At 67.5% G+C, this 22454-nt stretch carries 24 protein-coding genes; 9 read left to right on the forward strand and 15 right to left on the reverse strand.

Going from position 1 to position 22454, the window contains the following annotated elements; translation table 11 throughout:
* Positions 1-10: 10 nt before the first annotated feature.
* A complete protein-coding gene (locus ACFWUR_RS13805; RefSeq protein ID WP_378906552.1) occupies positions 11-1318 on the reverse strand; it encodes a DUF3533 domain-containing protein in 1308 nt (435 codons plus the stop codon).
* Between the two features lie 79 nt (positions 1319-1397).
* Here ACFWUR_RS13805 and ACFWUR_RS13810 point away from each other — a divergent pair, with 79 nt between their 5' ends.
* Entirely contained in the window at positions 1398-1997 is a 600-nt protein-coding gene (locus ACFWUR_RS13810) for a TetR/AcrR family transcriptional regulator (RefSeq protein WP_378906554.1), read from the forward strand.
* A 211-nt stretch (positions 1998-2208) separates the two neighbouring features.
* Here ACFWUR_RS13810 and ACFWUR_RS13815 read toward each other — a convergent pair whose 3' ends face one another.
* Positions 2209-2970, reverse strand: a complete 762-nt coding sequence (locus ACFWUR_RS13815; RefSeq protein WP_378906556.1) for a carbonic anhydrase — start codon at positions 2968-2970, stop codon at positions 2209-2211.
* 356 nt (positions 2971-3326) lie between these two features.
* On the opposite strand from ACFWUR_RS13815, the gene ACFWUR_RS13820 reads away from it, so the two are divergent.
* A complete protein-coding gene (locus ACFWUR_RS13820; RefSeq protein WP_378906558.1) occupies positions 3327-3722 on the forward strand; it encodes a RidA family protein in 396 nt (131 codons plus the stop codon).
* A 19-nt stretch (positions 3723-3741) separates the two neighbouring features.
* On the opposite strand, the gene ACFWUR_RS13825 is transcribed toward ACFWUR_RS13820, so the two are convergent.
* The 7 genes from ACFWUR_RS13825 to ACFWUR_RS13855 form a co-directional block, all read right to left on the reverse strand.
* Positions 3742-4158 (reverse strand): GNAT family N-acetyltransferase, encoded by a 417-nt coding sequence (locus tag ACFWUR_RS13825; RefSeq protein ID WP_378906560.1) that lies wholly within the window; start codon positions 4156-4158, stop codon positions 3742-3744.
* 106 nt (positions 4159-4264) lie between these two features.
* Positions 4265-6646, reverse strand: coding sequence for an ATP-binding cassette domain-containing protein (locus ACFWUR_RS13830; RefSeq protein WP_378906562.1), 2382 nt, complete (start codon positions 6644-6646; stop codon positions 4265-4267).
* A 55-nt stretch (positions 6647-6701) separates the two neighbouring features.
* Entirely contained in the window at positions 6702-7112 is a 411-nt protein-coding gene (locus ACFWUR_RS13835) for a VOC family protein (protein ID WP_378906564.1), read from the reverse strand.
* Between the two features lie 10 nt (positions 7113-7122).
* Positions 7123-7566, reverse strand: a complete 444-nt coding sequence (locus tag ACFWUR_RS13840) for a helix-turn-helix transcriptional regulator (RefSeq protein WP_378906566.1) — start codon at positions 7564-7566, stop codon at positions 7123-7125.
* A gap of 29 nt (positions 7567-7595) precedes the next feature.
* Positions 7596-8015 carry a MerR family transcriptional regulator gene (locus ACFWUR_RS13845; RefSeq protein ID WP_378906568.1) on the reverse strand — a complete coding sequence of 140 codons (420 nt, stop codon included), beginning with the start codon at positions 8013-8015 and terminating at the stop codon, positions 7596-7598.
* Positions 8016-8024: 9 nt separating this feature from the next.
* Positions 8025-8570, reverse strand: a complete 546-nt coding sequence (locus ACFWUR_RS13850) for a class I SAM-dependent methyltransferase (protein ID WP_378906570.1) — start codon at positions 8568-8570, stop codon at positions 8025-8027.
* 63 nt (positions 8571-8633) lie between these two features.
* On the reverse strand, positions 8634-9422 hold the full coding sequence (locus tag ACFWUR_RS13855; protein WP_378906572.1) for a DUF1460 domain-containing protein: 789 nt from the start codon (positions 9420-9422) through the stop codon (positions 8634-8636).
* Positions 9423-9654: 232 nt separating this feature from the next.
* Here ACFWUR_RS13855 and ACFWUR_RS13860 point away from each other — a divergent pair, with 232 nt between their 5' ends.
* Complete coding sequence (locus ACFWUR_RS13860; protein WP_378906574.1) at positions 9655-10704, forward strand: glucose 1-dehydrogenase; 1050 nt, start codon at positions 9655-9657, stop codon at positions 10702-10704.
* Between the two features lie 17 nt (positions 10705-10721).
* Here the strand turns inward: ACFWUR_RS13860 and ACFWUR_RS13865 are convergent, their stop codons facing one another.
* Entirely contained in the window at positions 10722-11453 is a 732-nt protein-coding gene (locus ACFWUR_RS13865; protein WP_378906576.1) for a DsbA family oxidoreductase, read from the reverse strand.
* A gap of 179 nt (positions 11454-11632) precedes the next feature.
* Between ACFWUR_RS13865 and ACFWUR_RS13870 the strand changes: the two genes are divergently transcribed.
* Together ACFWUR_RS13870 and ACFWUR_RS13875 are read left to right on the forward strand one after the other, a co-directional pair.
* Positions 11633-12355, forward strand: coding sequence for a histidine phosphatase family protein (locus ACFWUR_RS13870; RefSeq protein WP_378906578.1), 723 nt, complete (start codon positions 11633-11635; stop codon positions 12353-12355).
* A gap of 22 nt (positions 12356-12377) precedes the next feature.
* Positions 12378-14237: a Na+/H+ antiporter gene (locus ACFWUR_RS13875; protein ID WP_378906580.1), complete on the forward strand. Its 1860-nt coding sequence runs from the start codon at positions 12378-12380 to the stop codon at positions 14235-14237.
* 37 nt (positions 14238-14274) lie between these two features.
* Here ACFWUR_RS13875 and ACFWUR_RS13880 read toward each other — a convergent pair whose 3' ends face one another.
* Positions 14275-14820, reverse strand: coding sequence for a TetR/AcrR family transcriptional regulator (locus tag ACFWUR_RS13880; RefSeq protein WP_378629092.1), 546 nt, complete (start codon positions 14818-14820; stop codon positions 14275-14277).
* A 213-nt stretch (positions 14821-15033) separates the two neighbouring features.
* On the opposite strand from ACFWUR_RS13880, the gene ACFWUR_RS13885 reads away from it, so the two are divergent.
* Both ACFWUR_RS13885 and ACFWUR_RS13890 read left to right on the forward strand, forming a co-directional pair.
* Entirely contained in the window at positions 15034-15642 is a 609-nt protein-coding gene (locus ACFWUR_RS13885) for a TetR family transcriptional regulator (protein ID WP_378906582.1), read from the forward strand.
* 12 nt (positions 15643-15654) lie between these two features.
* Positions 15655-16311 carry an enoyl-CoA hydratase-related protein gene (locus ACFWUR_RS13890; protein WP_378906584.1) on the forward strand — a complete coding sequence of 219 codons (657 nt, stop codon included), beginning with the start codon at positions 15655-15657 and terminating at the stop codon, positions 16309-16311.
* 18 nt (positions 16312-16329) lie between these two features.
* On the opposite strand, the gene ACFWUR_RS13895 is transcribed toward ACFWUR_RS13890, so the two are convergent.
* The 4 genes from ACFWUR_RS13895 to mshC form a co-directional block, all read right to left on the reverse strand.
* A complete protein-coding gene (locus ACFWUR_RS13895; RefSeq protein WP_378906586.1) occupies positions 16330-17157 on the reverse strand; it encodes an Abi-alpha family protein in 828 nt (275 codons plus the stop codon).
* Between the two features lie 2 nt (positions 17158-17159).
* Positions 17160-18578: a hypothetical protein gene (locus ACFWUR_RS13900; protein WP_378906588.1), complete on the reverse strand. Its 1419-nt coding sequence runs from the start codon at positions 18576-18578 to the stop codon at positions 17160-17162.
* 121 nt (positions 18579-18699) lie between these two features.
* A complete protein-coding gene (locus ACFWUR_RS13905; protein ID WP_378906590.1) occupies positions 18700-19485 on the reverse strand; it encodes a universal stress protein in 786 nt (261 codons plus the stop codon).
* Between the two features lie 157 nt (positions 19486-19642).
* A complete protein-coding gene (gene mshC, locus ACFWUR_RS13910) occupies positions 19643-20881 on the reverse strand; it encodes a cysteine--1-D-myo-inosityl 2-amino-2-deoxy-alpha-D-glucopyranoside ligase (RefSeq protein WP_378906592.1) in 1239 nt (412 codons plus the stop codon).
* A 295-nt stretch (positions 20882-21176) separates the two neighbouring features.
* Here mshC and ACFWUR_RS13915 point away from each other — a divergent pair, with 295 nt between their 5' ends.
* Positions 21177-21599: a helix-turn-helix domain-containing protein gene (locus ACFWUR_RS13915; RefSeq protein ID WP_378906594.1), complete on the forward strand. Its 423-nt coding sequence runs from the start codon at positions 21177-21179 to the stop codon at positions 21597-21599.
* Positions 21596-22438 (forward strand): alpha/beta fold hydrolase, encoded by an 843-nt coding sequence (locus ACFWUR_RS13920; protein WP_378906596.1) that lies wholly within the window; start codon positions 21596-21598, stop codon positions 22436-22438. Before ACFWUR_RS13915 ends, ACFWUR_RS13920 begins: the two co-directional genes overlap by 4 nt.
* Positions 22439-22454 lie beyond the last annotated feature (16 nt).

Here is a 22454-nt window from a genome sequence, read left to right on the forward strand (position 1 = left end):
GGTTGATCGGTTACTGGGCGGACGCCGGTTCATGGCGGTGCTCGATACCCAGGCGGTGCAGGCCGCGCAGATCGTAGGTGTGAGTCGCGATCGCACCGAGGATCAGGCCGATCGCCAGTCCGGCGAGGGTCATCCACAGGCCCTGGGCCAGTCCTGCCTCGAGGTGTCCGTCGAAGAACAGGATGGCGCGCACGGCCAGGTAGATCTGGTGCATGGGTTCGAAGGTGGCCATGTCGGCGATCCAGCGGGGCGTCGCCTCGAGCGGGATGGTGCCCGAGGACGACGGGATGCCGAGCACCACGAACACGATGAGGTTGATCATCAGGCCTGCCGTGCCGAAGGCGGCCATCACCGACAGGGCGGTGACCGCGATGGCGGCGATGGCCAGTGTGCCATAGAGGAACAGCATCAATGGGCGCTCGATCGCCATGTTCAGCAGGGTGCCGATCCCGAGGAACACGCCGGAGGCCAGTGGGGCACTGATCGCGGCGATGCCCCATTTGACGAGCAGGGTTCGCCATCGGCTGATCGGGGCGGGCGCGGTGGTTTTGTGCCAGGGGCCGTATTCGGCGGGGATGTAGCCGAGTGAGGCGTCGGCCAGGGAGTTGATCATCATGGCGCCGCTGAAGCCGACGATCAGCAGGACCAGGGTGTAGAAGAAGGCGGCCAGGCCTTGGCCGGTGCCTTCGGGGAGGGGGTGATAGGCGGTGACCACGATGTCGATCGGCTCGGTGAGTTGCAGCTGCGCCGCGCCGCTCAGTGGTGTGGTGCCTGCCGCGGCTCTCACCTGTTCGGCGAGTTGGGCGCCGACGGTGCTGTTCACCTGGGTCATTGCCTCGTCGGCGACGGTGTTCATGATCTGCGCGGCGAGGGTGCCCGCCCGCGGGTTGGTCAGCACGGAGATGATCGGCCGCTCGACCTGGCCCGGGACGATCGAGGCGGCGCCGAGGATGGCGACGCGTTTGGTGAAGTCGCCGGGGATGACGATGGCGCCGTAGACCTCGCCGTTCTGCAGCTGTTGCTGAGCCTCGTTGAGGCCGAGTGGGCGTAGGTCGATCTTGTCGGCGGGGATGTTGTCGCTCAGTGCCGAGGTGATCTGCTCGCCGATATTGGTCGGCTTTCCGCCGACGGTGTCGCCGACGTCCTGGTTGACCAGGGCGATCGGGAAGTCGTGGAGGTGCTTCTCGGGATCGGCGGTGTAGCCGAGATACATGGTGCCCAGGAGCGCCGCCAGGATGGTGACCAGTGTGATCGGGGCCAGCCATTCGCGGATCGGCATGTTGCGCGGCTTGCGGGTGGGCGCGGTGTTGTCAGTCATGGCCTTCGCCAATGTAGTCAGCGACAACAAAGTAGTCAACGCAAACATTGGGCGGGGTGTCGGATATCCTGCTCGTACCATGTCGCTGCACACCCCGTACCACCACGGAGACCTCCGCGCCGCACTGCTCACGCGGGCCGAGGCGACCCTGCGCGAGGCCGGTGTCGACGGGCTGTCGCTGCGTCAGCTGGCCCGCGACACCGGCGTGAGCCACGCGGCTCCGAGCCGGCATTTCCGCGACAAGCAGGCACTACTCGACGCACTCGCCATCACCGGACTCGAACGCCTTGGCGCCTGCTTCGAACGGGCCGTGATCGATGGGCCGATCACCGCCCGCCTGCACACGCTCGCCACCGCGTACCTGCGATTCGCCGTCGACAACCCCGAACTGCTACCGCTGATGTTCGCGCGCAGGCACAATCCCAGCTCGGTCGACATCCAGGAAGCCGCCGACCGCGCCTTCGCGGGCCCGATCGCCCTCATCGCCCAGGGCCAAGCCGCCGGCGAGATCGTCACCGGCGACCCGAAACGCCTCGGCCTCACCGCCCTCGCCGCGCTCCAGGGCCTGGCCACCTTCGTCGGCTCCGGCTACACCGCCGACTACGACTCCGAAGAACTACTCGACGACCTGGTCCGACATCTGACCCTGGGCCTACTCCCCCGGCCTGCTCCCAGCTGACGAACCGCGGCAAAGACGGGATGCCGGCAGTCATGCTGTTCCGGCGCGCGGTCGCCGCTGTATCGGTGCTGCGACCGCGGTTCCCTCGGTCGGCTCTCACGGGCATCGAGCTCGCTCGGGAGATCGTCGTCGTACCGGTCGCCCCTCGCAGTCAGGTGCCTGTGAAGGTGGGGATCGCTGATCGAGCGCATCGACCACCTCTATCGGCTGCTCAGCTGGATCCGGCGAGGATCACCGGTCGGCCGTTGCGCGGCTGGGTGGGTCGGTTGCTGTGGGGGAACTGCGCGCGGAAATTGTCGACATCGGCGACAGCGACCGGCGCGGGATGGCGCAGGACTGTCCACTCGACGCCTTCGGTGCACGGGGGCGTGGTCAGTGAGCCCTGGTAACGGAATTGGGCCAGGTCGGTCGGCAGGAATTCGCGGGGATCTACGGCGGTGACGGTTCCAGGGCGTCCGGGATGGTTCGGCGACGCGGTGAGCACTCGGCTCAGCGGCGTCGGGCCGCTCTCCGGACGCAGGAGGACGGCGAGAACTGCCAGGCGGCCGGACGCGGCGATGTGGACGAGGTGTAGCTCCATGGCGGTCTCGTCACCGTCGATGGTGTGTTCGCTCGGTAGGTGGAAGTGGAATTGGGTCAGGGTGAATCGGGTGCCGTCGACGGCGATGGCGTTGCCGGAGTCGGCCGGGACGCTCGCCTGGATGGTGTGGCCGTTGTTGAGCAGAGTCAATGACGGGATGGGGCGATAGTCGATCTCGATATGGTCGGTGGGGTGGATTTCGGTAGGGCCGTCCAGGGCGATCGGTGATTGGGCGTGACCGGCTCGACAGGTCGCGTAGCCGCGGTCGAGGTCGGCCCAGTGGTCCGGGCCCTCGGCGGAGTAATCCCAGTGTGGTTCGCCGACCATTGCGGATCCGCCGCAGCCGGCGACCGCGAGCAGCGCCAGCGCGACGAGGGCGCTGCGCCGTGTCACGACGGATCCAACCGGACGAGCAGAATGATGACCAACCGACACCGGTGCAGCTCCTAACCAGGATTCTGCCGTCGGCCCGGCGAGAGGTATGTCCCGGGACGGCAGTGCGCGCACGTCGAAATCAGCGAACCGTTCACTGGATGCAACTGTCCGATTTGCACCGAATATCCTTCTAGCGCAATCGCTTTCGCCTGTGCTCGAGAACCCACGCTATGCCTGTGTTCACCACGGAGGCCATAGCCGAACACGGCGAGATAGGTCACACCCGCCGCTCGCCCCGAACACCGGCTTGTCACACTCGGCGCGCGTGCGTCGTCTACTCGGTGCGGACCATCAACGTGCATCAGGAGAGTCACATGCCTTTGGAAATCAGTAACCCGGCCGAACTGCACGATCCGACCGGTTTCGGGTACAGCCACGTCGCCCGGGTCACCGGTGAGCTCGTGCTGATCGCCGGTCAGTACGACTCCGATGCCGAGGGGCACACCACCACCGAGGATTTCGCGGGGCAGGTCGAACGGGCGTTCGCCAACCTCGGGACCGCGTTGCGCTCGGCCGGGCTCGGCTACAGCGACGTCGCGCAGTTGCGGACGTTCATCGTCGACCACGACCTGAACAAGCTCGAGATCATCGGCAAGCAGATCGCCCAGATCTGGGGTGACACTCCCCCGACCCAGACCCTGCTCGGCGTCGCCTCGCTCGCACTGCAGGGAATGCACTTCGAGGTCGACGCGCTCGCGGTGCGCGGCTGAGGCGAGCGTGTGAACCGGTTCAGGACGGGTTGTCGGGCCAGTTCTTTTCCAGCAACTGGTCCGGTTCAGGATGGGGAGCGAACCCGTAGGGGCGGTAGAGGTTATGGGCGTCGGCGGTTGCCAGGAGCACGCGGCGCAGGCCCCAAGTGTCGGCGTCGGCCATGATGCGGTCGAGGAGAAGTTTGCCGATACCTTTTCCGCGGTGGGAGCGGTCGACGTAGACGTCGGAGAGCCAGGCGAAGGTGGTGCGGTCGGTGATCAGGCGGGCGAAGGCGATGTGGGTGCCGTCGTCGAACACGCTGTAGGGCAAGGAGTTCTCCACGAGGCGTTCGACGCGCTCGCGGCTGCGCCCGAGTGCCCAGTAGGCGTCGGTGGACAGGCGGTGGTGGAGCCAGTCGAGGTCGACGGCGGCGGGATCGGTGGAGATCTCGAGCATCGGTCCAGGATAGGTGGGGCGGGTGCGGTATTCAGGCGTGCTCGGCGCCGGTTCGTGCGCGTGAAGGGCCGTGCCGGCGCTCGGGTGAGCGCCGGCCGAGCGATTCTCAGGCGCCGACGTAGGTGGCGAGGTGTTCGCCGGTGAGGGTGGAGCGAGCCTCGACGAGGTCGGCCGGGGTGCCTTCGAAGACGATCTGGCCTCCGTCGTGGCCCGCGCCGGGGCCGAGGTCGATGATCCAGTCGGCGTGAGCCATGACGGCTTGGTGGTGTTCGACGACGATGACGGACTTGCCGGATTCGACGAGGCGGTCCAACAGGCCGAGGAGTTGTTCGACGTCGGCCAGGTGCAGGCCCGTGGTGGGCTCGTCGAGGATGTAGACCCCACCTTTGTCGGACATGTGGGTGGCGAGCTTGAGGCGTTGACGTTCACCGCCGGACAGGGTGGTCAGCGGCTGGCCGATGGTGAGGTAGCCGAGACCGACTTCGGTGAGATGGGTGAGGATCTTGTGGGCGGCAGGTGTGCGGGCTTCGCCTTCGCCGAAGAACTCGCGTGCTTCGTCGACGGGCATCGAGAGTACTTCGCTGATGTTCTTGCCCGCGAAGGTGTATTCGAGGACTTCGGCCATGAAGCGCTTGCCCTCGCACACCTCACACATGGTCGAGACGCCGGCCATCATCGCCAGGTCGGTGTAGACCACGCCCGCACCGTTGCAGTTGGGGCAGGCGCCTTCGGAATTGGCGCTGAACAGAGCGGGCTTGGCGCCGGTGGCCTTGGCGAAGGCTTTGCGGATGTGGTCGAGCAGGCCGGTGTAGGTGGCGGGATTGCTGCGCCGCGAACCCTTGATCGGGGCCTGGTCGATGGAGATGACGCCCTCGTCGAGCGGGATCGAGCCGTGGACCAACGAGCTCTTGCCCGAGCCCGCGACACCGGTGACCGCCACCAGGATACCGAGGGGGATGTCGACGTCGACTTTGTCGAGGTTGTTGGCGGTGGCGCCACGAATCTGCAAGGCGCTGCTGGACTTTCGCACCGAGTCCTTCACCGAGGCGCGGTCGTCGAAGTGGCGGCCGGTGACAGTGTCGCTGGCGCGCAGCCCGTCGACGGTGCCTTCGAAGCAGATCGTGCCGCCTTTGGACCCGGCGGCGGGGCCGAGGTCGACGATGTGGTCGGCGATCACGATCGTTTCGGGCTTGTGCTCGACCACGAGCACCGTGTTGCCCTTGTCGCGCAGACGCAGCAGCAGGTCGTTCATCCGCTGGATGTCGTGCGGGTGCAGGCCCGCGGTGGGCTCGTCGAAGACGTAGGTGACGTCGGTGAGAGAGGAGCCGAGATGGCGGATCATCTTGACGCGCTGGGCTTCACCACCGGACAGGGTGCCCGAGGGCCGCGACAGCGACAGGTAGCCGAGGCCGATCTCGACGAACGAGTCCAGGGTTTGGCGCAGCGATTCCAGCAGCGGCGCCACCGACGGGTCGTCTACTCCCTTGACCCATTCGGCGAGATCGGTGATCTGCATGGCGCAGGCGTCGGCGATGCTGATGCCGTTGATCTTCGACGAGCGCGCTTCGGCGGACAGCCGGGTGCCGTCGCACTCCGGGCAGGTGCCGAAGGTGACGGCCCGTTCGACGAAGGCACGCACATGCGGCTGCAGTGCCTCCACGTCCTTGGACAGCATCGACTTGCGGATCTTGGGGATCAGACCCTCGTAGGTGAGATTGATGCCCTCGACCTTGACCTTGGTCGGTTCCTTGTAGAGCAGGTCGGCGAGCTGCTTCTTGGTGTAGTTCTTGATCGGCTTGGCGGGGTCGAAGAAGCCGCTGCCCTTGTAGATTCGGCCCATCCAACCGTCCATGCTGTACCCGGGGATGGTGAACGGGCCTTCGTCGAGTGACTTGTTCTCGTCGTAGAGCTGGGTGAGGTCGATGTCGTTGACGGTGCCCTTGCCCTCACAGGTGGGACACATGCCGCCGGTGACGGAGAAACTGCGGCGTTCCTTGACGGTGACGCCGTTCTTCTCGACCTCGACCGCACCGGCGCCGCTGATCGAGGCGACGTTGAAGGAGAAGGCCTGCGACGAGCCGATGTGCGGGTCGCCGAGACGACTGAACAGGATCCGCAGCATGGCGTTGGCGTCGGTGACGGTACCGACGGTGGAGCGTGGGTCGGCGCCCAGCCGGGACTGGTCGACGAGAATGGCGGTGGTCAGGCCCTCGAGCACGTCGACGTCGGGGCGGGCCTGACTGGGCATGAAGCCCTGCACGAACGCGCTGTAGGTTTCGTTGATCAGGCGCTGCGATTCGGCGGCGATGGTGCCGAAGACCAGAGAGCTCTTGCCGGATCCGGACACACCGGTGAAGACCGTCAACCTGCGCTTGGGGATCTCGATGTTCACATCGCGCAGGTTGTTCACGCGGGCGCCGTGCACGCGGATCAGATCGTGGCTGTCGGCCGGCTCTATGGTGGTGCCGGTCTTCTTGGCCGTGCTCATGGGTCTCCCTCGATCAGTCGACATCGCCGGATATCGAATCTACCGGCGCGGTGGCCTACTTGGCCTGCTGGATGCGGACCATATTTCCGGCGGGGTCGCGGAAGGCGCAGTCGCGCACACCGTAGGGCTGATCGGTGGGTTCCTGGACGACCTCGATGTCGCCTGCCTGCAGCTTGTCGAACAGGCCGTCGAGGTCGTCGGTGGCGAGGTTGATACCGGCGTAGGTGCCCTTGGCCATCATTTCGCCGATGACGCGACGTTCGTCGTCGGTGAGGCCGGGGTCGGCGGCCGGTGGATGCAGCACGATGGAGGTGTCGGGCTGGCCCGCGGGACCGACGGTGATCCAGCGCATCCCGTTGTAGCCGACATCGTTGCGCACCTCGAAGCCGAGCGCGTCGCGGTAGAAGGCGAGCGCGGCGTCGGGGTCGTCCTGGGGCAGGTAGCTCTGGTGAATGGTGAGGTTCATGCCGACCACGCTAATTGCCGGTCTGTGCCGACGCTTCTCGATTCCTGATCGGTCTGGTCACCTTCTTGACCACGCACGACGGCATTCCCGCGGTCTGTTCGTCCTGCTGCTGCCTGTAGACGCTGGGCGGCACGCCGACGAGTTCGGTGAACCGGGTACTGAAGGTGCCCAGCGAGGACGAGCCGACCGCGAAACACACCTCGGTGACGCTCAGGTCGCCGCGGCGCAGCAAAGCCATGGCGCGTTCGATGCGGCGGGTCATGAGGTAGGAATACGGTGATTCGCCGTAGGCGAGGCGGAATTGCCTGCTGAGGTGCCCGGCCGACAGGTGTACGCCACGCGCGAGCGCTTCGACGTCGAGTGGCTGGGCGTATTCGCGGTCGATGCGGTCGCGCACGCGCCGCAGCAGCGCGAGGTCGCGCAGGTGCTGTGGTTTCGCGGGTGTACCGGTCACATCCGCGATCGTCCCACGTCGGGCGGTATTCAGGGCGCAGGCCCCACGTCTCGGGTGTCGAGGACCCCGGCGAGTTCGGCGCGGAAGTGCGGGCAGGTGCGAAAGTCCTCGGCGTCGCACTCGAGAACATGGGTGACGGTGTCGAGGGCGGCGCGTGTGCGGGCGATCTTGTCGGCGAGGCGGTCGCGGTGGGCCTCGAGAACGTCGCGGCGGGTGCCGCGGTCGGGGGCGCGAACGAACAGGACGGCGAGATCGTCGAGGGACAAGCCTGCCTTCTTGCCGAGGACGATCATCGCGATGGTGTCGATATCGGCGCTGCGGTAGTGGCGGCGCCCGGCCGAGTCCCGGGGCGGGTAGAGCAGTCCGCGGTCTTCCCAGTGGCGCAACACGTGCGTCGCGAGGCCGAACCGCGCTGCCACCGCACCGATCGTGGCGTTGTCGTCGCCCATCCGCCGAGCCTATGCGGTGACGCGGTAACAGGTGATCAGGGCGACCGGATGCCGGGGAAGGCGAACTGTTTCGGTGTCGACCGAACCGAAGACCGCACCGAGTGCGCGCTGGATCCGCCGGGTTCGGGCGAAGCGGAAGTCGTAGAGCCCGGCGGCGCCGCCGGGGCGCAGCACCCGGCGCAGTTCGGTGGCGGCGGCAGGCAGATCCGGCCATTCGTGCATGCTCAGACTCGAGACGACGAAGTCGATGCTCGCCTCGCGGTACGGCAGTTCGGTGACGTCGGCGACAGCGAGCTCGATCTGCTGCTCGGCCGAGGTGCGGCGGGCGATGTCGATCATGTGCGGGGACCGGTCGATGCCGTGCAGGTGCAGGTCGGGGCGCCGACCGGCCAAGTGCGACAGCAGCTTTCCCGGACCGGTGCCGAGGTCGACGACGGTGGCCGAGTCGGTGGTGCGGGTGTCGACGTCGATGGCGATCCGGCGGTAGAGGCCGGTGAGGAGTCGGGTGGCGCGACGGTCGTAGTCGTGGCTCTGGGCGTATCCGAAGGTGGTCATGGGACCACCGTGCGTGTTCAGGTCGACCTGAAGTCAAGCTTTCGGTCGGTGTCGTCGGAGCGGTCAGCGGGGGCGCAGCACGACGATGCCGGGGACGGTCCGGAGGTAGTCGGTCAAGGGGGTGTCGACGACCTGGTTGTTCGCCGCGAGCGAGGAGGCGTTGCGGAACACGGGGCCGGCGGGGGTGTGTACGACGATGCCGACGTGGGTGACGTCTAGGCCGGCGTCGGGGGTGTAGGCGCCGAGGTAGTCGCCCGTGCGCAGGGCACTCGACACGGCTCCGTCGACGGCGGCCGAGGGAATGTAGGTGACAGCGCGGTCGACCACGGGCACACCGGGCAGGTAGCGACCGCCGTCGGCCTTCGCGTTGAGGTGCTTGGTGGCGGTGACGGACGCGGGGCTCAGACTCGCGGTGATGTCGGTGGCGGCCGGACGCTCCCGGGCGGCCCAGTCGGTGAAAAAGTGCTTGCGCTGCGCGAATTCGACACGGCCGTAGATGTAGCGAGTGGTGACCAGGTTGGTCAGGAACTGCTCGCGATCGTTGGATCGGGAGGCGGCGTCGATGTAGTCGAGGTAGGTGAAGCAGTCGACACGACGCAGGTCGACGACGAGCTGTTCGGGTTCGGTGGCCGAGCCGATCAGCATGTTCGCCCCGTATGGGGTGCCGAGCAGCCGTGCGGAGAGGCGTTCGATGAGCTCACCACGGTCGAGATCGCCCGCTTCGGCGCGCACAGCCAGGAGTTCGTCGATCTTGCGGGCCGAAGCGTCGTCGACGGCTGGGGCGGCCGAGGCGGGGGCGAGAGCGCAGCCGAACACGGCGAGCACGAGCAAGATCCGGACGATGATGCGCAACACGCCTCCAGCGGGCCAGGGTCGATCGGTGCGAGCGGCTTCCACCGTAGCCGACGAGATGAACTGGTGAGAGCACTCGCGGGCAGGATCGCAAACGATTCGCGATGTCGGCGGCGCTGTGCGATCGAGCCGTATCCCGTACCGTTGTCGCAGGTAGTTCGCGGTGATTTCGCGAAGAGGTCGCTCGTGCAGGTTCCGACACCATCGCCCGTCTCGGCGGAAGGACACCGACATGCGTGCTTTGACCGTGGTTCCGGATCAGCCCGGATCGTTGAGCATCCAGGACGTGCCGGATCCGGTTCCGGAGCCGGACGAACTGCTCGTCGACGGTATCGCGTTGGGCATCTGCGGCACCGATCGCGAGATCGCCGACGGCACCTACGGTTGGGCGCCACCGGGACGCGAGCGCCTGGTTCTCGGACACGAATCGCTCGGCCGGGTCCGGACGGCGCCGGACGGAAGTGGTTTCGCCGCAGGCGATCTCGTGGTCGGGATCGTGCGCAGGCCCGATCCGGTGCCGTGTGGCGCGTGTGCGCGCGGCGAGTTCGACATGTGCCGCAACGGGCAGTATGTCGAGCGCGGGATCAAGCAGGTCGACGGGTACGGGTCGAGCCAGTGGGTGGTGCGCGCCGAGTACGCGGTGAAACTGGACCCGTCACTGGAGCGGGTCGGGGTGTTGATGGAGCCGACCACGGTGGTGGCCAAGGCGTGGGATCAGATCGAGCGCATCAATCAGCGTGCCTGGTTCGAGCCGAAGACGGCGCTGATCACCGGTGCGGGACCGATCGGTTTGCTGGCGGCTTTGCTCGGTGCGCAGCGAGGGCTCGACGTCCACGTTCTCGATCTCTCCACCGAGGGACCGAAGCCGGGGCTGGTGGCCGATCTCGGCGCTACGTTTCACACCGGTTCGGCGGCGGACGTGGCGGCGAAGATCGACCCGGATGTCGTGATCGAGGCGACCGGCGCGCCCGCGGTCGCCCTGCAAACGGCCGAGATCAACAATCCGGGCGTGATCGTCTGTCTGACGGGGGTGTCCACCCCGGGTGCCGAGGCCGAGGTCGACGTGGGCGCGCTCAACCGCAATATCGTGCTCGACAACGCGCTGGTGTTCGGTTCGGTGAACGCGAACCGCCACCACTACGAGCTGGCGGCCGAGTCGCTGGCGAAGGCCGACCCGCGGTGGCTGGAACGGTTGATCACGCGGCGGCTACCGCTGGAGCAGGCGATCGAGGCCTTCGACGCGGGCGGGTCCGACATCAAGGTCGTCATCGACCTGGCCTGATCGCTGGTCCGCGGCGGTCAGTCCGCCGCCGCGGACCCGGTCGCGGGGACCGCGCACCCATCGGGGCCGCACGTCTCGCCTTCGGCAATGGGTTGGAGAGTGGGCCGATCGTTCCAGGCCGTGTTCAGCGCGCGGGTGAACGTTTCCAGGGGTTGGGCGCCCGAGACCGCGTATTTGCCGTCGAAGACGAAGAACGGGACACCGGTGGCACCGAGTGCGGCGGCTTCTGCTTCGTCGCGGCGAACCGCGTCGGCGTAGGCGTCGGGGTCGGCCAGCACCGCGCGCACCGCGTCCTCGGCCAGGCCCGCGCGCACGGCCAAGGCCACGAGCCGTTCGGTGTCGCCGAAGACCGGTTCGGGCTCGGCGAAGTTGCCCGCGTAGAGCGCGTCGAGCATGGCTTCCTGTTTGCCCTGGTCGAGGGCGTAGTGCAGGAGCCGGTGCATGTCGAAGCTGTTGCCGGAATCGCGGCCGGACGTTTGGTAGGCCAAGCCCATCGCCGCGGCCTGGGCGCCGATGCTTCGTTCGTTGGCGCCGGCCTGGTCGACGGTGATGCCGTACTTCTCGGCGATGGCGGGGATGACCGGGCGCGTGGAGCCGACGGGCAGCGTCGGATCCAGCTCGAAGGACCGGTGCACCACCTCGACATCGTCGCGGTGGGCGAAGTCGGCCAGCGCTTCTTCGAAGCGGGCTTTGCCGAGGTAGCAGAACGGGCAGTTGATGTCGGTCCAGATCTCTACTCTGGTGCTCAAGCGGGCCTCCTGCGGCGCATCGACGGTGCGGCGGCGGTCCGCCGGACGGTTCTGGACAGGCGTTCGAATTCGGGGAGTGCAACGTCGGCGACGAAGCCGCTATTCCCTGGTGGTCCGGATACGACGGGACGAGCACGAGGACAGCGATGGGGTCGGAGCAGCGGAGGGGGTGGGTGCAGGTGCCCGAAGGATTGGTGGTGCCGCGCGCGCTGGGCGGATTGTGGGCGGTGCGGCACGCGCAGAGCGAGGCCAATGTGTGGTTCGCCGACCCGGCCACCGAGCAACGGCCGATGCGCGGTACCGACTCCGCGGTGGGCCTGACCGCGCACGGACGGTGGCAGGCACGCCGCCTGGGTGATTGGCTGGCCGGGTTGGCCGGAATTCAGCGACCCACCCTGGTGGTCTGCTCTCCCTACCTGCGTACCCGGATCACGTGGGCGGTGATGGCCGAGGCCGCCGCCGCCCGCAACGAGCACCTGCGCCCGATTCGCACGCTGGTCGACGAGCGGCTGCGCGATCGGGAGATGGGGGTGTTCGAGCTGCACCCGTACCGGGCGATCCGGCGGCGCGCCCCCGAGGAGGGTGCGCGCCGTGAATTGGTCGGCAACTGGGTGTATCGCCCGCCGGGCGGGGAGTCGCTGGCCGATGTGGCGGTGCGGGTGCGCAGTTTCCTCGACGAGTTGGATGTGGTGGCCGCGGGTGAGCAGGTGCTGCTGGTGACCCATGACGCGGTGGTGGTGTCGTTGCGCTACATCCTCGACGGACTCGGTGCGCCGGTACCGGATTCGCTCGAGCCGGTGCCCAACGCCTCGGTGTCGCAGTGGCGGCGCGAGGGCTCGCGGCTGGCCCTGCGCGTGTGGGGCTCGGCCGATCATCTGACGATGGGCGAACAGGCAGGCTGAGCGGCGGTGCGAGAATGCGCGGGTGGATGTCGCGATCGGTCTGGTTGTCCTCATCGGCTCGGCGACCGCGCTGGCGGCGCTGGCACGGCGATTCGGGGTGTCCGAACCTCTGGTGTTGACGTTGGCCGGGGTGGCCGCGTCGTATCTGCCGATGGTGCCGCAGGTGCATCTCGAGCCGGAGGTGGTGCTGCTGGGGTTGCTGCCGCCGCTGCTCTACACCGCCGCGCTGCGCACGTCGCTGGTCGATTTCAAGGACAACCTGCGCACCATCGCGTCGCTGTCGGTGGGGTTGGTGCTGTTCACCACGTTCGCGGTGGCGCTGGTGGTGTGGTGGTTGCTGCCGGTGCCGTTCGCGGCGGCGGTCGCGTTGGGTGCGGTGGTCGCTCCCCCGGATGCCGTGGCCGCGACCGCGGTGGCCCGGCGGACCGGGATGCCGCGCAGCATCGTGACGGTGCTCGAGGACGAGTCGCTGTTCAACGACGCGACCGCGCTGGTAGCGCTGCGGTCGGCGATCGCGGCGATGGCAGGTGCGGTGACCGTGTGGCAGATCGGGGGCGATTTCCTGCTCGCCGCCGTCGGTGGCGCAGTCGTCGGAGCCGCGGTGGCGGCGGCGTTGGCGTTGTTGCGCCGGCGGATCACCGATCCGGTGCTCGATACCTCGGTGTCGCTGCTCGCCCCGTTCGTGGCGTATCTGCCTGCCGAACACTTTCACGCCTCCGGGGTGATCGCGGTGGTGACGTGCGGGATGATCCTGGGTCACGGCGCGCAACGGTGGCAGGGGGCGGCCTCGCGCGTGGCCGAGACCACCAATTGGCGCACCATCCAGTTCATTCTGGAGAGCACGGTGTTCTTGATCATCGGGTTGCAGGTGCGCTGGATCGTCGAGGGTGCCTGGCACAGCGGGCTGGACCACGGCACGCTCGTCGTCGCAGCGATGGCGGTGCTGGCCGCGGTGATGCTGGCGCGCCCGGTGTGGGTGTTCACGCCGGTGTTGGTGGCCAGGGCGTTCGGGCGCACGACCGAGCCGTTGAGTCACGCGGCGGTGGTGTCGTGGGCGGGGATGCGCGGGGTGGTGACCTTGGCGGCGGTGCTGTTGTTGCCCGACTCCACGCCGCAGTTGCCGGTCTTGAAACTGCTCGCCCTGGTGGTGGTCGGTGGCACCCTGCTCGCGCAGGGCAGTTCGTTGCCGTGGCTGGTGCGCTTGCTGCGATTGCGCGGACCCAGTCGCGCGGAGGACGCGCTCGCGAAAGCTGATCTACTGCAACAGGCTTCGACCGCGGGGTTGGCCGAACTCGATCGGCGCATCGGGCCGAACACCCCGGAGCCGGTGATCGAGTCGCTGCGTCAACGCCTGATCTGGCGGTCCAATGCGGCATGGGAACGGTTGGGCCGCCCGGAGGCCGAACTGGTGACACCGACCGCGGAGTACCGGCGGCTACGGGTGGCGATGCTGGGCGCCGAACGCGATGCGGTGCTGCGGGTGCGCGACGCGGGATCGGTGGATTACGAAGTGCTGCAACATGTGTTGGCCCACCTCGATCTCGAGGAGTCGATGATCGACCGCTTCGACGAAAGCGATGACGAGCGCCGCGCCGAAACGCTGTCGACCGCGGCCGGTGCGCTGGGGTGCGCCCATCTCGACGAGGCCCCTGCATCGACGGAGCCGCCCGCCGGTGCGTTGGCCTGCCGGTCGTGTCTCGACGAGGGCCTGCGCTGGGTGCATCTGCGAATGTGCACCGATTGCGGCAACATCGGCTGCTGCGAGTCCTCGATCGGCAATCACGCCGACGCCCACTTCCGGGCTTCGGCACATCCGGTCATGCGCAGTGTGGAGCCGGGCGAAGCATGGCGATGGTGCTATGTGGACCAGTTGCTCGGGTGACTCGGGTGTGGGCGTCCGTCGGTACCGGCGCGGTCGGTCAGCCGCGGTGGGAGTAGATCAGCCGGGCGTACTCGGCGAGCAGGTGGTCGAGTTCGGTGGATTCGCCTGCGGCGGCGAGCTGTTGGTAGCCGATGATCATCGCCATGCCGAATTCGGTGACGACGGTGGCGGTGGCCGTGTCGTCGACGACGCCGTCGATGACCCGGTGCACGGTGCGTCGACGTGACTCGTCGACCCGCTTGACGGTGACGTGTACCGATTCGTCGTTGGCCGCCCAGGCGCGCAGTGCGGCTTCGGCGCCGTGTTCTAGTCCGCTGGCGAGCACCGACATGGCGCGCACGTCGGCGTCGGCGTCACCGTGGCCGACATCGAGCGCGCGTAGCTCGACCATCTGACGGTTCTCCCAGTGTTCGAGCAGGGTGTCGACGAAGCCCTGCCAGGAGCCGAAGTGGTGATAGAACGAGCCGCTGGTGACGCCGAGACGCCGGCACAGCACACCGATGTTGAGGCCTTTGAAACCGAACTCGGCAAGCACCGCCACCGCGGTGTCGAAGTACTGCTCCTTGGTGACCACTCGGGACATCGCGATGCCGTTCTGTTCGTGCGGGCAGGGCCGAAGAATGCGAACAGTACCCCATCGTATCGAGGCCCCGCGCGTACATAACGTTGACTACGCTGTGTCCGAGGCGGCCGATGGAACGCCGAATTATCAAGTGGCGGAACGAAATACGTGCACAACGGCCGAAAAGCGCACCCGAATGGAATAGCAGAGCAGACGCTCTGTAAACTTTTGTTCATGCCCAGACCGCGCACCCACGACCCGGAGACAGTTCTGGACGCCGCCGAAAAGCTCGCGGCCCGTTCCGGTCCCGCCGCGGTGACGGTGCGCGCCGTCGCCGCAGCCACCGGAGTCTCCAACGGCGCGCTCTACCACACCTTCCAGTCTCGACAGATTGTGCTGGCGCGCACCTGGTTACGCGCCGCGCACCGATTTCTCGCACTCCAATCGGCCGACATCGACCGCGCCGTGAAGGCAGTCGACCCCGCGACCCGCGTCGACGCGGTCCTCGACGCCGCCGAGGCCCCGGCGCGACTGGCCGAGGACCACCCCGATTCCGCGCGTCTGCTCCTGGTCGTCGACCGTGTCGAACTGCTCGCCGGAGACATCCCCCCGGCACTGGCGCGCGAGATCGCCGACACCGAAAAGGCACTCGTCACCGCCCTCAACCGGCTCGCCCGCGCCCTGTGGGGTCGCGCCGACCGGCGCGGGCTCGCCACGATCACCACCTGCCTGGTGGACCTGCCCACCGCGCTGCTGCTGCGCCGCGACCGACTCACCGATCCCCTGGCCCGCGCCCAACTGCGTGCCGCCGTCCGCGCCGTTCTCGACCTCGGCCCCCACTGAAAAGGAAATTCCGTGCCCACACTGCGCCACCATGATTCGATCGCCGTGCTCGACCTCGGTGACGGGGAGAACCGCTTCTCCCCCGACTTCCTCACCGAACTGCACACCCATCTCGACACCGTCGTCGCCGAGGGCGCCCACGCGCTGGTGACCACCGCGACCGGCAAGATCTACTCCAACGGCCTCGACCTGGACTGGCTCTCGGCCAACGGCGATCGGGCCGCCGAATACGTCGAGTCGGTGCACACCCTGTTCGGCCGGGTCCTCACCCTGCCCATGCCGACGGTCGCCGCCATCGGCGGACACGCTTTCGGGGCAGGCGCGATGGTGGCGATGGCCCACGACTACCGGGTGATGCGCGCCGACCGCGGCTACTTCTGCTTCCCCGAGGCCGACATCCGCATCCCCTTCACCAACGGTATGGCCGCGCTCATCCAGGCCAAGCTGACGCCCAAGGCCGCCGTCGCCAGCATGACCACGGGCCGGCGTTTCGGTGGCGCCGACGCACTGGCGCTGGATCTGGTCGACGCCACCGCGGCCGAGGGCGAAGTCCTCGATACCGCACTGGCTTTGGTCGCGCCACTGGGCGGCAAGGATCAGGCCACGATGACGGCGATCAAATCGGTGATGTTCGCCGAGGTCCTCGACGCGCTGCGCAACCGGGACTGAGCGAGGCGTCGTACCCGCTCAGGGCAGCCGGGGGCCCTTGCCCAGGTAGATGTCGCCACGGTCATCGCCTGCCCAACCGCCCCCGGTGTAGTCGCCCAGCACGAAACACGCGTCGCAGAACTGCTTTCCGAAAACCGTCAGGTAGATGCTGCGATAGGAACTGATCGCCCGCATCTTCACCGACTTGTACGCTGCCTGCGCCGGTGGTTGCGCTTCGAGAAACGCGTAGCGGCGGAAGTCGGCGACCGGTTCGGTGGAGTAGCGGACCAGCCCGAGGCGACTGAGGTTTCCCAGGTAGTGGTGATCCCGGTCGGGCAGCGCGCACCCGGCCATCGCGGCGATCATGTTGATGCCGTCGGCCAGCCGCTGCGAGCCGATCCCGAACGGGGCCTTGGTGCGGATGTCGATCGCGGGCTGGGGTCCGGCGACGGCGAGGAACCGCAGGATGCGGGCTTCGTCGGGTGTCAGGTCGTGCAGGATCGGCACGAACGAGGGGTGCAGCTCGCGCGGTTGCCGCGCGCAATCCCAGCCCTCGGTGATCATCGCATCGCCCATCGCCTTGAGGTCGGCGGCATCGACCTCGGCTTCGACCGGACCGTACACGCCGTTGGCGGTGCTGGTCAGTCCGAGCGCGCTCAACGCGGTGCGCCGCAACAGATCCACACGTTCGTCGAAGATCTGCGACATCGGCTCACCGGCGCGTAGATCGTCGACCAGATCGGTGGCGGTGTGCACGGCGCCTTTGGTCACGGCACCGACGATGTGGCGCAACGACAGTCCCGCGATGCGCGCCAATCCGAGCAGATCGGTGGGGATCCCGGGTTCACGGTCGGGCTCGTTGTCCATCGTCACGCTCCGAAGATCAGCAGGTGCAGTGCGCCGATGAAGGCTCCGAGCACGCCGCCGTGCAGATACAGCAGCCAGGCGTCCTGCTCGATGGCGGTGTAGAGCATCTCGACGAACTCGTCCGGGGGCAGTTCGCGCAGTTTCTCGGTGGCGAGCCGGTCGACGCTGGCCGCGGTGGTCTGGGAGAACTCGACATCTTCGACCAGCCATGGCTTCATCTCGGTGGCCAGGTTCGCACCGGCGGTGGCTTGGATGGCGTCGAATTCGCGCCGCCCGATCGCGAGCCGGGTCACCGAGCGCAACGGGCCGAGGATCCGGTCGATCTCGACCTGGAGGAAGTGGGCGATCACCGCGCGGGTCTTGTCACCGCTCGGCCCGTCGAGCAACTGCTCGGTGACGACGTCGAGGGTGACGATCTGATATCCGATCGCGTGCCCGAGGTCCGCGGCGGCCTGATACTGCCGTTTCGCGAATTTCGCGACCCGCCACGGATATTTGTAGCGCGGCTGCGGCACCGCGGGCTCGAACACCACCTTGATCGCGATGATGTTGACCAGCACACCCACCGCCGCACCACCGGCGAGCACCCACGCCCACGCGGGCAGGAAATGCAGGATGCCGTAGAGCCAGCCGGGCAGGGAGATCAGCGCGGGGGTGTCGCCGTGGGGGGTGCTGTAGTGCAGCAACGACAACCACAGTGCCACGATCACCCCGAACGGGAAGCCCAGCACTCCACTGCGGGTCATGAACCGCAATTCCGGCGCCCCGAGCCCGTAGATCACGTCCTTGAGCAGTTCGGGCCTGCGTCGCAGGTAGCCGACGACCATCAGCTTCACATCCAGGAGCTGGTCGATGTTCTCGCCGATGAAGTCGAACGCGCGATCGGTGATCGCGGGCAGCTCGGCCTCCACCCGTGTGTAGACGGCTTCGCGTGCGCGCGGCGGCATGTCGGCCCACAGTCGGGGGTGCTCGGTGACCATGATCGAGTCGACCATCGAGCGCACGTTCGGCATCGCCACCAGCGCGACCTGCGCGGAGATCTTGCGTGGATCCATCTGGTCGAAGAAGTCCTTGGCGGTGCCGATCTTGGCGACCGCGTTGTCGACCATCAGGCTCGCCATCTTCTCCGAGCGGGCGGGAATGAAACCCTGGAAGCCGAGGATGCCGCCCGGGGCGAAGGTCGGCAGGATCTGCACCTTGCGCGGCAGCAGCGGAAAGATCGTTTTCAGGCCCGGCACATAGAAGCCGGTGAACCGCACCGGCGCGAACAGCATGATCACCCCGGTCCAGTTGGTGATCAGACCGGCCATCGCGCTGAAGATCGGGATGGTGATCATGTCGACCCAGAACCTGCTCAGACCGGTCGTCTTCTCCCAGTCCAGCAGGCCGAAGAAACCCGCCGCCTCGATCCCAGCATTCATCCGGCGTCCACTCCGTTGTGTGGCGAACATCGCGCGTACGGTCATCATAGGCGACCGAACACGCCCGTCCGGGCAAGTTCCGCCGTTACCCGCTAAATCGGAGCAAACATCGCGTTTCCGGTCAGTGCGTGGTATTGACGAGCAGTAGGTTGGTGTCGATGTCGTGGGTCACTTTGTTGGCTACCGAGCCCAAAAGGCGTGCGGGCCCGCTCATTCCGCGGTTGCCGATCACGACCAGATCGTATTTCCAGGCCGAGTTGCAGATCGCCTCTGCCGCGGGGACCCCGGTGAGGATGTCGCGGCCGAACAATTCCGGGTCCTCGACCGCGAGTTGGCCTTCCACCTCGGCCAGGGTGTCGATACCGTCGTCGTCGGTTTTGGCGGAGGTCACCAGGAAGGGGCGCGCGCCGAGAGCGAGCGCGACATCGTAGCCGCGCCGGACCGCGGCCAGCGAACTCGCCGAGCCGTCGGTGGTGAGGCCGATGGTCGTCCAGCGTTTGGGGACCTTGCTGGTGAACACCACGTCGGTCTGACTGTGGTGGGACACGTGATTGGCGGTCGAACCGAGCAGTCGCGCTTTGGAACTACCGAGGCTGCCCCCACCGATGACGAGCAGTGCGTCGGGTCGCTGTTCGGCGATCGCGAGCAGGATCGCGCCCGCGGTGCCGTCGACCTCGATGCGCGAGACCTCGAACACACCGGCGGCGGTGAGGGTTTCCGCGGCCGCGGCGGTGGCCTGCGCGGCCCATTCGACGTCGGTGGCCGTTTTGCGTCCCGCGTCCTTCCAGACGCTCACCACGGTGACCGGGATTCCGAGGCGTACGGCGAACTCCCCCGCTACCGCTACCGCTGTCTGCGCGGACTCCGAGCCGTTGGTTCCCACAATGATGTGCTGGTAGCACCCCATGTGATGCTCTCCGATCGACGGCAGGTCAGCTGCGCTGTGGCCCACAGTATAGGTGCAGCACACTGCGGGCAACCGGCACGGCTGTGCGGTTCACGCCGGCGGACGCCGTGGTGACAGCTACGGAACGGTCACTGATGCCGGGCGTCCGGCGCTCCGGTCAGAGAGTGACACCGAGGAGCGCTTCAACCGCGGTGCGGACCAGGGCGGGGGCGTCGGTGTCGGTGCCGCCGTAGGCGATGGCCTGTTCGGCCCAGTTGTCGATGGCGTCGAGAGCCTTCGGGGTGTCGAGGTCGTCGGCCAGGTGCTGACGCAACCGGGCGACGGTGTCGGTGGCCGAGGGGCCCGCGGTCAGCGATACCGCTTCACGCCAGCGGTCGAGGCGATTCTGCGCGGCGGTGAGCACCTCGTCGGTCCACATGCGGTCCTGGCGGTAGTGGCCGTCGAGCAGGCCGAGGCGGATCGCGGCGGGGTCGACACCGGAGCGGCGCAGCTTCGACACGAGGACGAGGTTGCCCTTCGACTTCGACATCTTCTCCCCGTCCAGGCCGATCAGCCCGGCGTGCACGTAGTGGCGGGCGAAGCGGCGGGTGCCGGTGATCGCCTCGGCGTGCGCGGCGGAGTATTCGTGGTGCGGGTACATCAGATCCGAGCCACCACCCTGGATATCGAACTCGGCGCCGATGCGGTTGAGCGCGATCGCCGCACACTCGATGTGCCAGCCGGGCCTGCCCGCACCGAACGGCGCCTCCCACGACGGCTCCCCGGGGCGTTCGGCCCGCCACAGCAGGGCGTCGATGGTGTCGTGCTTGCCCGCCCGGTCGGGGTCGCCGCCGCGTTCGGCGAACAGCGTCTCCATGGTCGCGCGGTCGTAGCCGGATTCGTAGCCGAACTGCTCGGTGGCGTCGGTGCGGAAGTAGATGTCGGGGTTCTCGGCATCGTCGACGATGTAGGCGGCGCCGGCGGCGAGCAGTTTCTGCACCAGCTCCACCACCTCCTCGACCGACTCGATGGCGCCGATGTAGTGGCGTGGCGGCAGTACTCGCAGCGCGGCCATATCCTCGCGGAACAGCTCGATTTCTCGGCTGCCGAGGTCGCGCCAGTCGATGCCGTCGCGGTCGGCGCGTTCGAAGAGCGGGTCGTCGACATCGGTGACGTTCTGCACGTAGTGCACGTCGTGGCCCGCGTCGCGCAGGATCCGGTTGACCAGGTCGAACGTGAGATAGGTGGCGGCGTGCCCGAGGTGGGTGGCGTCGTAGGGGGTGATGCCGCAGACGTACATCTTCGCGGTCTCGCCGGGGGTGACCGGGCGGATCTGACGATCGGCGGTGTCGTACAAACGCAACGGCGGCCCTGTTCCGGGGACGGTCGGCAGGGCGATATCGGACCAGGACTGCATGTCTTCGAGGGTAGAGCCCCCGCCGATGCGCTCGGCCCGCGGCCCGGCCCACGGGGTTGCTCGCGGTGTCGCGGGGTGGCCCGTTACCTGCACACAAACCTGTCGCGGCGCCGACGTCAAGGTTTGCGCTCAGCCGGATTCGCTGGTCACCGGGCTGAGGGCCGATGCGGGCGTGTCGTGCCGAGCGTGCCCATCCGGTCCGGGCGATCGTGTGAAATCGCGATCATTGTCACATCTCATACTTCCCTGAACATCCATATTGATACCTATACATACATTCGTTTACAGTCGTTTCATGACGGAACGTCTCTATTCGGTGGAGCAGGTAGCCGAACTACTCGGGCTGCACGTGCGCACCGTGCGCAGCTATGTGCGCGACGGCAAGCTCCCCGCCACCCGCATCGGCAAGCAGTACCGCATCACCCACGAAGACCTCGAGGCGTTCACCGGACTGCCGATCACCACCCCGCACACAGCGCCACGTCGCTACGCCGAGTCCTCCTGCATCGTCGAGATCGACGACATCGACCGCGCCACCGTCGACCGGATCACCACCCTGCTCACCGCCACCGCGGGGACCCGGGGCGCCGGCGGTCAGCGCATGCGCGTGGAAACCAGCTACGACCCGGCCCGTGACCGCCTCAAAGTGATCCTGCTCGGCAGCCTCGCCGACACGTCCCGCCTGCTCGACTACCTGGACGGAATCCTCAGCTCATGATCTACAAATCCGACGAAGGCCGACAACTCATCCACCAGCGCTACCGCGAAAACCTCGACGCCTGGCCGGTTCCCCGCGAGGAACTGCGCATCGACACCGGCGTGGGGGAAACGTTCGTCGTGGTCTCCGGACCCGCCGACGCACCGCCGCTGATCGCACTGCACGGCTCAGGAGCCAACGCGAGCACCTGGCGTGCCGACATCGCCGACTGGTCGACCCGATTCCGGGTGTACGCGGTGGATCTGCCCGGCGAACCGGGATTCAGCGCCCCCGTCCGGCCCGCACTGGACAGCGACGCCATCGCGAGTTGGCTCGACGAGGTCATCGACGGCCTCGGCCTCGACACCGTGGCGATGGTCGGCATGTCGCTGGGCGGGTGGACCGCACTCGACTACGTGCTGCGCAGGCCGACCCGGGTCACGACGTTGGTCCTGCTGTGCCCCGGTGGGCTGGGAAAGCACCGCTACGGCTGGCTGGTGAAGGCGATCGGGCTGCGGCTGATCGGTCGACACAGTGTGCGCGACATGGCGCACATCGTTCTCGGCATCGATGGGCCCGACGCGGACCCGATCATCGACGACATCGAGTTGACGTTCACGCATTTCGCGCCGCGCCCGGCGAGTCTGCCCATCTTCCGCGACGAACAACTACGCGCGGTGGACATCCCGGTCCTGGTAATCGTCGGCGAACGTGACGTCCTGTTCGACTCGGCGCGTACCGCCGAACGCGCCCGCGGAGCTTTCACGCGGGGCGAGGTGCGTGTGCTTCCCGGCGTCGGCCACGCCTTGGTGAATCAGACTGCGGCGGTAAGCGAATTCGTGCAAGCACACACACGATGAGACTTCGGTGCCACCG

It is taken from the genome of Nocardia sp. NPDC058633, from assembly GCF_042717045.1.
Classification (GTDB): Bacteria; Actinomycetota; Actinomycetes; order Mycobacteriales; family Mycobacteriaceae; genus Nocardia.